We start from the raw sequence: 13719 nt of genomic DNA on the forward strand, positions 1-13719 counted from the left end.
TTGTTGCCTGAAACCCTGGAGGCGGCTGCCGCCCGGTCGATACCCGCGCGACCTTCACAGCGCAGCCACGCGCTTTTTTTCAGGCGTGGCGGCGCATGGGTCACCGGTTTATCGGTGCTGGTTTCGCTGCTGGCCCTGTTGCCCATCGCCTTCGTGATCGGTGTGTCCTGGCAAATCGGCTGGGCACAGATCGAGGCCTTGGTGTTCCGGCCTCGGGTTGCCGAGTTGCTGGTCAACACCGTATTGCTGGTGGTCATCACCCTGCCCTTGTGCGTGGCGCTGGGCGTCGCGCTGGCCTGGTTGACCGAACGCACCGACCTGCCGGGACGCCGTCTGTGGTCATTGCTGGCAGTGGCTCCCCTCGCGGTGCCGGCCTTTGTGCACAGCTATGCCTGGGTCAGCCTGGTGCCGTCGATCCATGGCTTGCCGGCGGGCGTGCTGGTCTCGGTCATCGCCTACTTTCCGTTTCTGTACCTCCCGGTGGCGGCCACGTTGCGGCGACTCGATCCTGCTATCGAAGACGTAGCCGAATCCCTGGGGCTCAAACCCTGGGCGGTGTTCTTCAGGGTGGTGGTGCCGCAGTTGCGCCTGGCGATCTGCGGCGGCGCGCTGCTGGTGGGCCTGCACCTGCTGGCCGAATACGGCCTGTACGCGATGATCCGCTTCGACACCTTCACCACGGCGATCTTCGACCAGTTCAAGTCGACCTTCAATGGCCCGGCCGCCAACATGCTGGCGGCGGTATTGGCACTGTGCTGCCTGGCGATGCTGACGATCGAATCGGCGGCCCGCGGTGCCGCGCGTTATGCACGGGTCGGCTCGGGCAGTGCCCGGGACCAGCGCACCCTGCGCCTGGGCACTCCCATCCGCATCGCCGCCCTTGGTCTGCAAGCGTTCACCTGCGCGCTGGCCCTGGGTGTGCCGCTGATTACCCTGGGCAAATGGTTGGTCGCCGGCGGCGTGGCCGTGTGGCAGATGAATGAACTGCTGCCGGCCCTCGAGCAAACCCTGTTGCTCGGCGCTGCCGGAGCGCTGCTGACCACCTGCGCGGCGGTGCCGATTGCCTGGCTGTCGATACGTGCGCCAGGGCGCTTGCAGCGCATCCTGGAGAGCTGCAACTACATCACCAGCTCTTTGCCCGGCATCGTCGTCGCCCTGGCACTGGTGACCGTGACCATTCACTTCGCGCGACCGATCTACCAGACCACGATCACCGTGCTGCTCGCCTACCTGCTGATGTTTTTGCCCAGGGCGCTGGTGAGCTTGCGGGCCGGGATCGCCCAGGCGCCGGTGGAGCTGGAACACATGGCACGCAGCCTCGGCCGCTCGCCCGCCCGTGCACTCTGGCTGATCACCCTGCGCCTGGCCGCACCAGGTGCAGCGGCCGGTGCCGCACTGGTGTTCCTGGCGATCACCAATGAGCTGACCGCCACATTGCTGCTGGCCCCCAACGGCACCCGCACCCTGGCCACCGGCTTCTGGGCAATGACCAGTGAAATTGACTACGCCGCCGCAGCCCCCTACGCGCTGATCATGATCCTGTTGTCCCTGCCGTTGACCGGCCTCCTCTATCACCAATCCAAACGCACGGCTGGCCGATGAACGCCCTCGAACTCAATGCAATCTGTAAGTCCTTCGGCAGCCAGCGCGCCTTGGCCGACGTCAACCTGTCGGTGCCCACCGGCAGCCGAACGGTGATCGTCGGGCCGTCAGGTTCAGGCAAGACCACGCTGCTGCGGATGATCGCCGGATTCGAGTTTCCCGATAGCGGCAGCCTTGCGCTCAATGGCCAACTGCTGGTCGACGCCACGCACGCCGTCCCGGCCCATCAACGCCAGATCGGTTATGTGCCGCAGGACGGTGCGCTGTTCCCGCATATGAGCGTGGCCGACAATATCGCCTTTGGCCTGGCCGCCAAGGGCCCGCAACGCGAATCACGCATCGCCGAACTGATGGACAGCGTGGCCCTTGACGCCAGCATGGCGCGGCGCTGGCCCCACGAACTGTCCGGCGGGCAGCAACAACGGGTGGCCCTGGCCCGTGCACTGGCGCAACAACCACGCCTGATGCTGCTGGACGAACCCTTTTCGGCGCTGGACACCGGCCTGCGTGCGGCGATGCGCAAGATGGTCGCACGGCTGCTGAGCGACGCCGGTATTACCACGATTCTGGTGACGCACGACCAGAGTGAGGCGCTGTCGTTTGCCGATCAACTGGCCGTGATGCGTCAGGGACGCCTGGTGCAGTCCGGCCATCCGATGGACCTGTACCAGTCCCCCGGCGACCAACAGACCGCCTTGTTCCTGGGCGATGCAGTGATCCTGCCTGCCAGGCTCGAAGCCGGATGGGCCCATTGCGAACTGGGCCGTATCGCGGTCAACAGCCTGGACAATTGTCCCGTTGCACAGATCATGCTGCGCCCCGAGCAGTTGCAGGTCAGCACGGGGTCAGGCGCCGGCTGCCAGGGCGTGGTGACCGAGCGTGATTTTGGCGGGAACACCTGCACCCTGACCGTGGCGCTGCAGCCTGACGATGGCGCACCGGGGCGCGCGATCCTGGTACGCAGTTCGGGCCTGCAGGCGCCCTTGACCGGCAGCACGGTGCAGCTGACGACAATCGGCGTGGCGCATGTATTTTCCGCATAGGTCGCCGGCCCTCAGTCCCGGCTAAGTTTCGTGCCGTACCTTCTCCCCTGCGCCACCACCGCGCACAGGAGAGGTAAACCCGATGAATGCCACAGCAGCCCGCTGGCTGAACAAAGTACCCGAGGTGACCCTGTCATTCTGGGTGATCAAGATCCTGTCCACCACCGTGGGCGAAACCGGCGCGGACTATCTCGCCGTCGATGCGGGCCTGGGTGCCGGCTGGACCAGCATCGGCATGGCCGCCCTGTTGGCCATTGCGCTGTTTTTCCAGCTGCGCACCAAAGCCTACACCCCCTGGATCTACTGGCTGACCGTGGTGCTGGTGAGCATTGTCGGGACGCAGATCACCGACATCCTCACCGATAAACTCGACATCAGCCTGTATACCAGCACGGTGATCTTCTCGGTCCTGCTCGCCCTCAACTTCCTGGTCTGGTACCGCACCGAACGCAGCCTGTCGATCCGGGCCATCGTGACCCCACGGCGCGAGGTGTTCTACTGGGCCACCGTGTTGTGCACCTTCGCGCTCGGCACCGCCGCCGGCGACCTGGCCACCGAAGCGCTGGGCCTGGGCTTCACCCTGGGCGCGGTGATTTTTGCGCTGATGATCGGCGCAACCCTGCTCGCCTGGCGCCTGGGTGCCAATGTGGTCCTGACCTTCTGGATCACTTACATCCTGACTCGCCCCTTCGGTGCCTCCCTCGGCGACTTGCTGACCCAGGCCAAGACCTACGGCGGCCTGGGCATGGGCGCCAGCTGGACCAGCGCGATCTTCCTCTGCGTGATTGTCCTGTTGGTGGCCGTCGCACAAATCGGCGTCGGCAACCGCAGAACCCTGCGCCCATAACTCAATTACCCTCAAGGACCTCATCATGCGCCCTGTTCAAAACCTTATTCGCCGCGCCGCAATCGCCGCTTCGATCCTGTTGTTGGGTATCGCTGCCGGCTGCTCGAAACCTGCCGATAAACCCCAGGCCCCCGTCACGCCAGGTTCGACCAACAGCCAGGGCAAGGCCGCCTCGAAACTGGGCGACCTGTCCGAGTTCCGCAGCATCGCCGTCGAAGTGGCCGGCCTGGTCGACAAAAACGACCTGCCTGGCGCGAAAGCCCGGATCAAAGACCTGGAGTCCACCTGGGACTCGGCCGAAGCCGGCATCAAGCCGCGCGCGGCCAGTGACTGGCATGTACTGGACAAAGCCATCGACCGTGCCCTGTCGGCACTGCGTGACAGCAGCCCGAAACAGGCTGATTGCAAGGCTGCTATGGACGACCTGCTCAAGGCATTCGACGCGATGAAAGGCTGATACCGTCCGGTGCGGACAAATACCCGCGCAGGTGCTTCAATACAGGCGCGACAGTCAGCCCTGCCGCGCCTGTTTTTTTGCGGAGAGGGACATGCGGATACTGTTGGTCGAAGACGATTCGATGATTGGCGATGCTATCCAGCGCGCACTCAGCGACGCCAGCTATGCCGCGGACTGGGTCAAGAACGGCCTCAGCGGCCTGGCCGCACTCGACACCCATCACTATGACCTGGTGCTGCTGGACCTTGGCCTGCCCGGCAAGGACGGCCTCGACGTGCTGGCGACCATCCGCGAGCGTAACAACCCGGTGCCCTTGCTGATCATTACCGCCCGAGACAGCCTGGATGATCGCCTGCGCGGCCTGGATGGCGGCGCCGACGACTTCCTGCTCAAGCCGTTCAACATGGCGGAATTGCTCGCGCGCATGCGTGCCGTGCTGCGCCGCAAGGGCGGCAATGCATTACCCGTGCTCAGTAATGGCGTGGTCTCGCTGGACTTGCTGTCCAAGCAAGCGACAACCGTCGAACTCAGCGATATAGCGCTATCCAGCCGCGAGTTCGCGCTGCTGCAAGCCCTGTTGATCCGTCCCGGTGCGATCCTCTCGCGCTGCGAACTGGAAGAGCGCCTGTATGGTTGGGGCAATGAAGTTGAAAGCAACGCCATCGAGTTCCTGATTCACGCCTTGCGGCGCAAGTTGGGCAGTCATGTGATCAAGAACGTCAGGGGCATGGGATGGATGGTGTCAAGAAACGCTTGAGTGAATCGGTACAACTGCGGCTTTCGGTGGCCCTGTCGCTGGCCATTTTGCTGGTCGCCTTGATTGCCAGCGGGTTTGCATTCGTCTCAGCCTTCGAAGAAGCCCACGAACAGCAGGACGACACCCTGCGCCAGGTGGCGATCCTGTTTGATCGCCAGCACATGACCCTGCAGTACCCGCAAGGCACCACCATCGACGGCGACGACGAAGAGTCCCGGTTGATCATTCAACACCTTGGCGACGGTATCGATCCCTCGGGTCTCACCGATGAGGTCATTCCACTGCCATTCCCGGCCAACTTGGCCGAAGGGTTGTCCACGGTCGAGGTGGCGGGCGAGGCTTTCCGTGTACTGGTCAGGACCACCGCCAACGGCGAGCGTATTGCGGTGGCCCAGGAGTCCGACGCCCGCGACAACGATGCACGAGAAAGCGCCTGGCGCAGCCTGCTGCCGTTCCTGATCCTGTTTCCCGTGCTGTTGCTGGTCGTCGGCGACCTGGTGCGCAAGCTGTTTCGCCCCATCGCCAGCCTGTCGGCGGAAATAGATCAGCGCGCCGAACAGGAACTGCACCCGATACATGAACAGCATCTGCCCACCGAAATCCGCCCGTTTGTGGTGGCCATCAATCGCTTGCTGGCACGGGTTGCCCGGTCCATGGACAACCAACGCCGTTTCGTTGCCGACGCGGCCCATGAATTGCGCTCGCCCATGACCGCCCTGTCCCTGCAGGCCGAACGACTGGCCGCCACGCACATGTCATCCCAGACCCGCGAGCGCTTGCTGCCTCTTTCACGGGGTATCGAGCGCGGACGCCAATTGATCGACCAACTGCTGAGCCTGGCCGCGGCGCAATCGGAGGCAGCCCGGGATCAAAGCGTGGTGTCAGTGCATGAAATCTACCGACAGGTCCTGGAAGACCTGTTGCCATTGGCTGAATGCAAACAGCTCGATATTGGCGTCGAAAGCACCCAGGATGTGCACCTCACCTTCAACCGGATGGACCTGTTTACCCTGGTCAAGAACCTGGTGGATAACGCGATCCGCTATACCCCAGCGGGCGGCCGCGTCGATCTGTCGGTGGCGTCGGTGCCCGGTGCGGTCAAACTGCTGATCCAGGACTCAGGGCCTGGAATCCCCCTCGAGGAACAGGCACGGGTATTCGATCCGTTCTATCGCGGCCTGGGAACCGATGAGGCGGGCTCGGGGCTCGGTTTGTCCATCGTCAAGGCGATCACCGAGCGTACCGGGGCACGCGTCCAATTGTCGTTTACCGATACCGCGCAACAACGCGGACTGAGTGTCACGGTCTGGCTCGATTCAACCCGTACATGAACGGTTGGGGCGTCGACATCAGCGAGGCGATTACCCGGGAAGCCGGCGACATCCTCGTGGAGGGCAAGCGCGGGCTGGACGGTTTTGCTACCACAGGCCTGGACCTGGTGCTGCGCAACAACGGCATCCAGACCCTGGTGGTGGCGGGCTTCCTGACCAATTGCTGTGTCGAAGGCACGGTTCGATCGGGTTATGAGAAGGGCTATAACGTGGTGACCCTGATCGATTGCACAGCGACCTTCACCGACGAACAACAACAGGCCGCAGAACGCTTCACGCTGCCGATGTTTTCCAGGACGTTGCAACACACAGAGTTTCTCGACGGGCTGAACGCCCAGTAGCCATAAAGCAGGAGGCGGCTTTACCGTCGCCTTCAGATTCGCCGTCACCCGCGCGTTACCCGTCGCCCCTCAATAGTTTAGAAATCTCTGAACTATCTATTTGCACTTCCCTATTCTTTCCGCCAAGCGCCCCTCCCTACTATTGGCGGCAACAAAGGAGCCTTTCCACAGAGATGGGGCCCGAAGATTGCCTTTTCTGATTGTCACTGCCGTTTTTTGTGCGTTTCGGTCCACGCCGAAACGCCGCTGTGTCAATCATGCGAAGGCACCTTTGGAGCAGATCGATGAAGTTGGAAGTATTCCGGACGTTGTGGGGCTACACCGCGAGCAAGGCACAAGCGCTCGAAGAGTTGCTTGAGGCCGGGTTCGATGGCATGGAAGCCCGCCTGCCCATGACCACCAGCGAACGCGCCGAGTTCGCAGCCTTTCTACGCGCCAACCATGTCAGCTATATCAGTACCGTCTTCAGCGCCTACGATGTTCTGCCGCAACAATCGGCGAGCGTCGACGAACACCTTCTGGACCTCGATAAAAAATTCGCTTGGGCGGCTGAGTTGTCGCCGCGCTTCATCAACCTGCTGGCTGGCAACGACCGCTGGCCACTGGCACAGCAAGTCGACTTCTTTGGCCGCGCAATGGACGTCGCGCGCAAGCACGGCCAGGTGTGCGCCTTTGAAACCCATCGTGCGCGCTCGTTGTTCAACCCTTGGGTCACCCTCGAGCTGATTCGTCAACTGCCGGACCTGCGCTTCACCAGCGACATCAGTCATTGGGTGGTCACCTGCGAGCGCCTGCTCAACGATCCGGAAGATGACCTCAGCGCTTTCGTCGAGCGCGTTCACCACATTCAAGCCCGGGTCGGTTATGACCAGGGGCCCCAGGTTCCCCACCCCGCCGCTCCCGAGTACACCCAAGCGCTGGCCTTCCATCAGCAGCATTGGGAGGCCATCTGGCGATCCCAGGAAAGTCGCGGCTATCAGGTCAGCACGCTGACACCGGAGTTCGGTGCCGACGGCTACCTGCATCACCTGCCCTTCACCAATGTGCCGGTGGCCGACCTGTGGTCGCTGAATGTGTGGATGGCAAATACCGAGCGCGAGCATTTCCGGCGTTTCAGCGGCGCCTCAACCCGATAAGGAGCGTTACTTAATGCCTGACCAAACGCCAAAGGCCGCCAACTTCAATCGCATTCCGCTGGTGGACATCGCCGGGCTGTACAGCGACGACATCGCACAGCGCCAGGCAGTGGCCGAAGAACTCGGTAACGCCGCCCGCGCAGTGGGTTTTCTGTACATCAAGAACCACGGCATCGAGTCGTCGCTGATCGACGGCTTGCGCCACGCGGCGAAGGACCTGTTTGCGCAATCCCTTGCGTACAAGATGCAGCATTACATCGGCACCTCCCGCAGCCACAAGGGGTTTGTGCCTGAAGGCGAAGAGGTCTATGCCAAAGGCAAGCCGGACCACAAGGAGGCGTTCGATATCGGTTTTGAAGTAGGCGAAGACGACCCGCTGGTCAGGGCCGGAACCCCCTTGATCGGGGCCAATGAATGGCCGGACCTGCCGGGTTTCCGTCCCGCCGTCGAAGCGTACTACGCTGCGGTGTTTGCGCTGGGGCGTCGCCTGTTCAAGGGCTTCGCGCTCGCATTAGGCCTTGAAGAGGACTATTTCGAGGCACTGGTTACCCGCCCACCGTCGAAACTGCGCCTGATTCACTACCCCTTTGACCTGGCCGCCCAAGACGCACCCGGCATTGGTGCACATACCGACTACGAGTGCTTCACCATTTTGCTTGCCGACAAGCCAGGCCTCGAGGTGATGAACGATCAAGGCCAATGGATTGATGCGCCACCCGTGGACGGTGCCTTTGTGGTCAACATCGGCGACATGCTGGAGGTCATGACCGCGGGTACGTTCGTCGCTACGGCTCACCGAGTGCGAACCGTCAGCGAAGAGCGCTACGCCTTCCCACTCTTCTACGCGTGCGACTTCCATACGCAGATCAAGCCACTGCCGCAGTTTCTTGAAGGCGCTAAGGATTACGAGGAAATCACCATCGGTGAGCACATGTTCGGCCAAGCGTTGCAGACCTATCAGTACCTGCGCCGCAAAGTCGAACGGGGCGAACTCAAGCTGTACGAGAAAGCACGCAAGCCATCGAGCTTCGGTCACTTGAAGAGCCAGGCGCAGGACGCGTCCTGATGCAACCCTCAGCCTGGTCACACCGCCCTGTTTAACCACCCGCCCAGCCCTACTTTACCGACGTGGAGTCATCGATGATGCGCAATCCAATCAATCATGCTGTCCGCTTGACCCTGCTGGCCGTCGCACTCCTTGGTGCGGCCGGCGCCCATGCAGCAACGACGGTGACACCCGGCGTACTCAAGGTCGGCATGGAAATCACCTATCCGCCCTTCGAGTCATACGACGAACATAAAAACGTCGTCGGTTCCGACCCCGAGCTGGCGCACCTGCTCGCCAAGCACCTGGACCTCAAGGCCGACTTCGTCGACACCAAGTTTTCCAACCTGATCCTCAGCCTGAACGCCGGCCACTACGACGCGATCATCTCCGGCATGTACATCACGCCCCAGCGGCAGACGCAAGCGCAAACCATCCCGTACGCCAAGACCGGCGCAGCGATCATGGTGCTGAAGGACAGCCCGCTGAAACCGAAAGTACCGGAAGACCTCTGCGGCCTGAAAGTCGGCCTGGAAAAAGGCACCACGTGGGTGACGCAGTTCAACACGCTCTCGACCGACTACTGCACTCCGAATAACAAGGGCGCGATTATGGTCAGCGAGTTCCCGTCCGCACCGGAGGTAACCCAGGCGCTGCTCTCCGGCAATGTGCAGGCTCAGGTGGAGATCGACGGCGCCGCCGGCATGATCGCAGAACGCACCAAGGGCCGCGTCGTGGTGAGCACCGAGCACTCGATCTATCAGCAGACGCTGGGGATTTACGTCAAGAAAGGCAACGACGCGCTCTATCAGGCACTGCTCAAGGCCTTTGAGGCGAGCAAGGCCTCCGGTGAATACACCGCCCTGTTGAAGAAATACAACCTCGAAGAACCGACTAACTGACCCGGTGCAGCCCTGTGGGAGCGCAGCCGCTCCCACAGTCGGCGGCTTTCGCTTGACTGCCCGGCCCAGGTAAAGCCTGTGTCGACGCCAGCAGTTGGAGAGACACATGCAATTTGAATGGCCTTACTTTTTTTCTCTGTTTTCGCTCTCGGACTTCTGGAAAGCCTGCATTACGGTGGTGGAACTCAGCACGCTGGCCTGGTTCATCGGCATGCTGCTGGGCTTCCTGCTGGCTTCGGCCAAGCTTTCGGCCGCGCGTTGGATCAGCGTGCCGGCGTCGATTTATATCTGGTTCTTTCGCAGCGTGCCGCTGCTGGTACTCGTGGTGTTCGTCTATAACCTGCCGCAGATGTTCCCGGTCACCCGTGGCGTCCTGTCCAACCCGTTCTATTCCGGCCTGTTGGCCCTGGTGGTCACCGAAGCGGCCTATATGGCGGAAATCCACCGTGGTGGCTTGATATCCGTGGCCAAAGGTCAAAAAGAGGCCGGCCGCGCGCTGGGCATCGGCCTGATCGGTTTGCAGCGCCTGATCGTGATCCCCCAGGCGTTCCGCATTTCCCTGCCGACGCTGATCAACGAATACATCACCGTGGTGAAACTGACCTCACTGGTCTCGGTGATTTCCTTGACCGAACTGTTGACCGTGGGCCAGCGCCTTTACGCGCAAAACTTCCTGGTGATGGAAACCCTGTCGGCTGTGGCGGTGTATTACGTGCTGATCGTGACCGTGCTCGGCTGGCTGTTTCATTGGCTGGAGCACCACCTGGAACTCAACAACCGCACACCCCGGACGCTGGATGACACCAGCATGGGGCACCTACGCGCATCACAACCCGCCCCTCCTTCGGCAAGCGCTCGGAAAGCCCCCGGGCCTGGCTCGGCACCCGCCCTGCAACTGGTCGACATTCACAAGCGCTACGGCCAGCACGCTGTGCTCAAGGGCATCAACCTTGATGTAAATGTGGGCCAGGTGATTTCCATCATCGGCCCATCGGGCTCGGGGAAAACCTCGCTGATTCGCACCGTCAACGCCCTGGAAAGCATCGACCAAGGCGAGATCATTCTGTTCGGCGAAAGCTATATCCACGCCGGTGACAACACCAACACCCAACAAGTACGCCGTGGGGTACAGCACATCGGCATGGTGTTCCAGGGCTTCAACCTGTTTCCCCATCGCACCATTCTCGACAACGTCACCCTCGCGCCGCGCTATCACGGCCGCGACAAGCTCATCAGCGAGCAGCGCGCCTACGCCCTGCTGGACAAGGTCGGACTGCTGGCTCACGCGCACAAGTATCCGCATCAGTTGTCTGGGGGGCAGCAACAACGCGTGGCAATCGCCCGCGCACTGGCCATGGATCCACATATCATGCTGTTTGATGAGCCGACGTCAGCCCTTGACCCGGAACTGGTGGGCGACGTGCTCAAGGTCATCGGCGACCTGGCCAAAGAAGGCATGACCATGCTGATCGTGACCCACGAGATGGACTTCGCCCTGTCCATTTCCGACCGGGTGATCTTCATGGAAGACGGCCTGGTTGCACTGGATGCGGCGCCTGGGATGATTCGTGCCGATCAGTGCGGCGAGCGAATCAAGGCGTTCATGCGGGTTTGAACCCGGCGTGAGGGGGGCCTGAAATTTGAAACGCAAGCGTCGCTGATCAGCGCCACTCACCGTACTCTCAGCGCCTGGCCTTGAGCCGGACACTGGCAAAGGTCGACTCCCCCCGCGCCTGCTCCAGGGCACTCATTGGCATCGGCACCGGTACGGCGCGAATCATCGGCTTCAACATGACGGCTCGCTCGCCTGCCGTCACCAGGCGCTCGTCACTGGGCGGCACGCCAAAGTACTCGCGGTAGCATTTGGAGAAGTGCGGCGTGGACACAAACCCGCAGAGCAAGGCCAGCTCCACGATCGAAATGGGGGTTTGCTTGAGCAACTGACGCGCGCGGATCAGCCGCAACCGCAGGTAGTAACGCGAGGGCGAACAGTGCAGGTACTTCTGGAACATGCGTTCAAGCTGCCGGCGTGACAGGGCCACGTACTCGGCCAATTCATCCAGGTCGATCGGTTCTTCCAGGTTGGCCTCCATCAGCGCGACGATTTCCTGCAGCTTCGGCTGCTGGGTGCCGAGCATATGCTTGAGCGGCACGCGCTGATGATCCTGCTCGTTACGCATGCGCTCGTACACGAACATGTCCGAAATCGCCGCCGACAACTCATGCCCATGCTCACGCCCGATCAGGTGCAGCATCATGTCCATGGGCGCGGTGCCGCCCGAGCTGGTCAGGCGATCGCGGTCGAGGGTGAACACGCTGGCGCTGAGGCTCACCCGTGGAAAAGCTTCCTGCATGGCCGCCAGCCACTCCCAATGCACGCTGCATTCAAACCCGTCGAGCAGCCCCGCCCGGGCCAATACCCAACTGCCGGTACAAATACCGCCCAGGTGCCTGGAATAACGCGCCTGGGTCCGCAGCCACTTCATCAATTCATCGCTCAGGGTGTGTTGAATACCCGTGCCGCCGCACACCACGACGATATCCGCAGAGGGCGCAGCGGCTATGGAACAGTCCGGCGTGATGGGCATGCCGTCGCTGGCCCACACAGGATGACCGTCGACACTGGCGGTGTGCCAACGATAAAGCTCCTGGCCTGCCAGTTGGTTGGCCATGCGCAGCGGCTCTACCGCCGACGCCAACGAGATCAGGGTGAACTGATCCAGCAGCACGAATACCAAACAGGTGACCGGCCGGGGGGTCATGGGCGCGAAGCCAGGGGGATCGATTTTTGGGTGCGGTCCGGCTGCCGCGCCGTGATCACGCCGACCAGGGAAATCAGCAAGGCCAGGCCGATGGTCGACGACACCTCGAAGCGGTGCTCGGGCGTCAGCAGCATCACCGCCAATGCGCAACAGATGAACACGATGACCACCCAGGTCAGCCAGGGAAACAGCCACATCTTGAACGTCAGGGTGACATTGCGGCGCTGCAGGACCTTGCGCATGCGCAGTTGCGACACGGCGATCACCAGGTACACCAGCAAGGCGATGGCACCCGAGCTGGCCAGCAGAAACTGGAACAATCCGGCCGGCATGAAGTAACTGAGCAAGGTCACGCCAGCCCCGAGGATCGTGCTGGCGATCACGGCGGCCCTCGGCACACTCGCGGCGGAGGTCTTTTTCATCAGCGTGGGCGCATCCCCGCGCTTGCCCAGGGAATACAGCATGCGTGAAGCAATGTAGATGGACGAGTTCATGCAGCTCGCCACGGCAATCAACACCACCACGTCCACCAGTAACTTCGCGTGGGGAATGTTCATCAGTTCCAGGGCGCGCTGATAAGAGCCTACCGACGCCAACAGCGGGTCATTCCACGGCACCACGGAAATCACCACGAAGATCGACAACACGTAGAACACGCCGATGCGCCACATCACCGAGCGCGTAGCCCGGGCGATATTCTGCGCCGGGTTATTGGACTCGGCAGCCGCGATGGTGACGGCTTCCGTGCCGATAAAGCTGAACATGATGGTGATGAACGCCCCGACCACCGCCGACAGGCCGTTAGGCGCGAAACCACCGTGTTCTTCCATCAGGCGACTCAGGCCGCTGGCCTCCCGCTCGGGAATCCAGCCCATCAGCACCGCGCCTCCCAGGCCGATGAAGCCGATGATCGCCACCACCTTGGCCATGGCAAACCAGAACTCGAATTCACCGTACTTGGAGACGCTGAACAAATTGGTGACCACCAACAAAAAGATCGACAACAAGGCGAACAGCCAAGCGTCGATCTGCGGCAACCACTGGTTGAGGATATGCCCGGCGGCCAGGGCTTCGATGGGAATCACCAGCACCCAGAACCACCAGTACAACCAGCCGATCGTAAACCCGGCCCAGCGGCCGATGGCCTGGTCGGCGTAGGTCGAGAATGAGCCGGTGTCGGGGTTGGCCACCGCCATCTCCCCCAGCATGCGCATGACCAGCACCACCAACAGGCCGGAAAACAGATACGCCAGCATCACGGCCGGCCCCGCCGCCGCGATGGCGTGCCCGGAGCCGACAAACAGCCCCGCGCCGATAATGCCTGCAATGGAGAGCATGGTGACATGACGCGGCTTGAAGCCCTGCGCCAGCTGGCCGTTGGAATCCTTGGAAATCAGGCTATTCATCGTTGTTTTTTATTCTCTGTGATCGACGTTAAGACGTACTGACTGGAAGGTCAGGCGATCATCATTTCTTAATGACGGGTCACAGTACGC

Annotated in this window: 13 protein-coding genes; 11 read left to right on the forward strand and 2 right to left on the reverse strand. The window is 61.9% G+C overall.

Annotated features, from left to right (window positions below):
* Window positions 1-3: 3 nt before the first annotated feature.
* The 11 genes from FX984_RS02900 to FX984_RS02950 all read left to right on the forward strand — a co-directional run bounded on the left by FX984_RS02900 (window position 4) and on the right by FX984_RS02950 (window position 11076).
* Window positions 4-1602, forward strand: a complete 1599-nt coding sequence (locus tag FX984_RS02900; RefSeq protein WP_391564224.1) for an ABC transporter permease — start codon at window positions 4-6, stop codon at window positions 1600-1602.
* Complete coding sequence (locus tag FX984_RS02905) at window positions 1599-2645, forward strand: ABC transporter ATP-binding protein (RefSeq protein WP_027606655.1); 1047 nt, start codon at window positions 1599-1601, stop codon at window positions 2643-2645. Before FX984_RS02900 ends, FX984_RS02905 begins: the two co-directional genes overlap by 4 nt.
* A gap of 82 nt (window positions 2646-2727) precedes the next feature.
* The gene (locus tag FX984_RS02910; protein WP_027606656.1) at window positions 2728-3492 is read left to right on the forward strand and encodes a COG4705 family protein; all 765 of its coding nucleotides are present in this window, start codon (window positions 2728-2730) and stop codon (window positions 3490-3492) included.
* Window positions 3493-3517: 25 nt separating this feature from the next.
* Window positions 3518-3949, forward strand: a complete 432-nt coding sequence (locus tag FX984_RS02915) for a hypothetical protein (RefSeq protein WP_027606657.1) — start codon at window positions 3518-3520, stop codon at window positions 3947-3949.
* Between the two features lie 91 nt (window positions 3950-4040).
* Window positions 4041-4706 (forward strand): response regulator, encoded by a 666-nt coding sequence (locus tag FX984_RS02920; protein WP_027606658.1) that lies wholly within the window; start codon window positions 4041-4043, stop codon window positions 4704-4706.
* The gene (locus FX984_RS02925; RefSeq protein ID WP_027606659.1) at window positions 4682-6037 is read left to right on the forward strand and encodes an ATP-binding protein; all 1356 of its coding nucleotides are present in this window, start codon (window positions 4682-4684) and stop codon (window positions 6035-6037) included. Before FX984_RS02920 ends, FX984_RS02925 begins: the two co-directional genes overlap by 25 nt.
* Window positions 6034-6378, forward strand: a complete 345-nt coding sequence (locus tag FX984_RS02930) for a cysteine hydrolase family protein (RefSeq protein ID WP_223841593.1) — start codon at window positions 6034-6036, stop codon at window positions 6376-6378. Before FX984_RS02925 ends, FX984_RS02930 begins: the two co-directional genes overlap by 4 nt.
* Before the next feature lie 284 nt (window positions 6379-6662).
* Window positions 6663-7514: a sugar phosphate isomerase/epimerase family protein gene (locus FX984_RS02935; RefSeq protein WP_146476301.1), complete on the forward strand. Its 852-nt coding sequence runs from the start codon at window positions 6663-6665 to the stop codon at window positions 7512-7514.
* A 13-nt stretch (window positions 7515-7527) separates the two neighbouring features.
* On the forward strand, window positions 7528-8580 hold the full coding sequence (locus FX984_RS02940) for an isopenicillin N synthase family dioxygenase (RefSeq protein WP_146476300.1): 1053 nt from the start codon (window positions 7528-7530) through the stop codon (window positions 8578-8580).
* A gap of 77 nt (window positions 8581-8657) precedes the next feature.
* A complete protein-coding gene (locus FX984_RS02945) occupies window positions 8658-9461 on the forward strand; it encodes an ABC transporter substrate-binding protein (RefSeq protein WP_027606662.1) in 804 nt (267 codons plus the stop codon).
* Window positions 9462-9567: 106 nt separating this feature from the next.
* Window positions 9568-11076 carry an amino acid ABC transporter permease/ATP-binding protein gene (locus FX984_RS02950; RefSeq protein ID WP_146476299.1) on the forward strand — a complete coding sequence of 503 codons (1509 nt, stop codon included), beginning with the start codon at window positions 9568-9570 and terminating at the stop codon, window positions 11074-11076.
* Window positions 11077-11143: 67 nt separating this feature from the next.
* Here the strand turns inward: FX984_RS02950 and gbdR are convergent, their stop codons facing one another.
* The gene (gbdR, locus tag FX984_RS02955) at window positions 11144-12223 is read right to left on the reverse strand and encodes a choline metabolism transcriptional regulator GbdR (protein WP_146476298.1); all 1080 of its coding nucleotides are present in this window, start codon (window positions 12221-12223) and stop codon (window positions 11144-11146) included.
* The gene (gabP, locus tag FX984_RS02960) at window positions 12220-13629 is read right to left on the reverse strand and encodes a GABA permease (RefSeq protein ID WP_146476297.1); all 1410 of its coding nucleotides are present in this window, start codon (window positions 13627-13629) and stop codon (window positions 12220-12222) included. The genes gbdR and gabP overlap by 4 nt, the downstream gene beginning before the upstream one ends.
* Between the last annotated feature and the right edge of the window lie 90 nt (window positions 13630-13719).

The organism is Pseudomonas marginalis (genome assembly GCF_008692035.1).
Taxonomy (GTDB): Bacteria; Pseudomonadota; Gammaproteobacteria; order Pseudomonadales; family Pseudomonadaceae; genus Aquipseudomonas; species Aquipseudomonas marginalis.

What these genes read in the sequence shown, in the direction of transcription:
- FX984_RS02945 (WP_027606662.1), top strand. Translation starts at nt 8,658, where the DNA reads ATGCGCAATCCAATCAATCATGCTGTCCGCTTGACCCTGCTGGCCGTC.
- FX984_RS02925 (WP_027606659.1), top strand. Translation starts at nt 4,682, where the DNA reads ATGGATGGTGTCAAGAAACGCTTGAGTGAATCGGTACAACTGCGGCTT.
- FX984_RS02950 (WP_146476299.1), top strand. Translation starts at nt 9,568, where the DNA reads ATGCAATTTGAATGGCCTTACTTTTTTTCTCTGTTTTCGCTCTCGGAC.
- FX984_RS02910 (WP_027606656.1), top strand. Translation starts at nt 2,728, where the DNA reads ATGAATGCCACAGCAGCCCGCTGGCTGAACAAAGTACCCGAGGTGACC.
- FX984_RS02920 (WP_027606658.1), top strand. Translation starts at nt 4,041, where the DNA reads ATGCGGATACTGTTGGTCGAAGACGATTCGATGATTGGCGATGCTATC.
- FX984_RS02930 (WP_223841593.1), top strand. Translation starts at nt 6,034, where the DNA reads ATGAACGGTTGGGGCGTCGACATCAGCGAGGCGATTACCCGGGAAGCC.
- FX984_RS02915 (WP_027606657.1), top strand. Translation starts at nt 3,518, where the DNA reads ATGCGCCCTGTTCAAAACCTTATTCGCCGCGCCGCAATCGCCGCTTCG.
- FX984_RS02935 (WP_146476301.1), top strand. Translation starts at nt 6,663, where the DNA reads ATGAAGTTGGAAGTATTCCGGACGTTGTGGGGCTACACCGCGAGCAAG.
- FX984_RS02940 (WP_146476300.1), top strand. Translation starts at nt 7,528, where the DNA reads ATGCCTGACCAAACGCCAAAGGCCGCCAACTTCAATCGCATTCCGCTG.
- gbdR (WP_146476298.1), bottom strand. Translation starts at nt 12,223, where the DNA reads ATGACCCCCCGGCCGGTCACCTGTTTGGTATTCGTGCTGCTGGATCAG.
- FX984_RS02905 (WP_027606655.1), top strand. Translation starts at nt 1,599, where the DNA reads ATGAACGCCCTCGAACTCAATGCAATCTGTAAGTCCTTCGGCAGCCAG.
- gabP (WP_146476297.1), bottom strand. Translation starts at nt 13,629, where the DNA reads ATGAATAGCCTGATTTCCAAGGATTCCAACGGCCAGCTGGCGCAGGGC.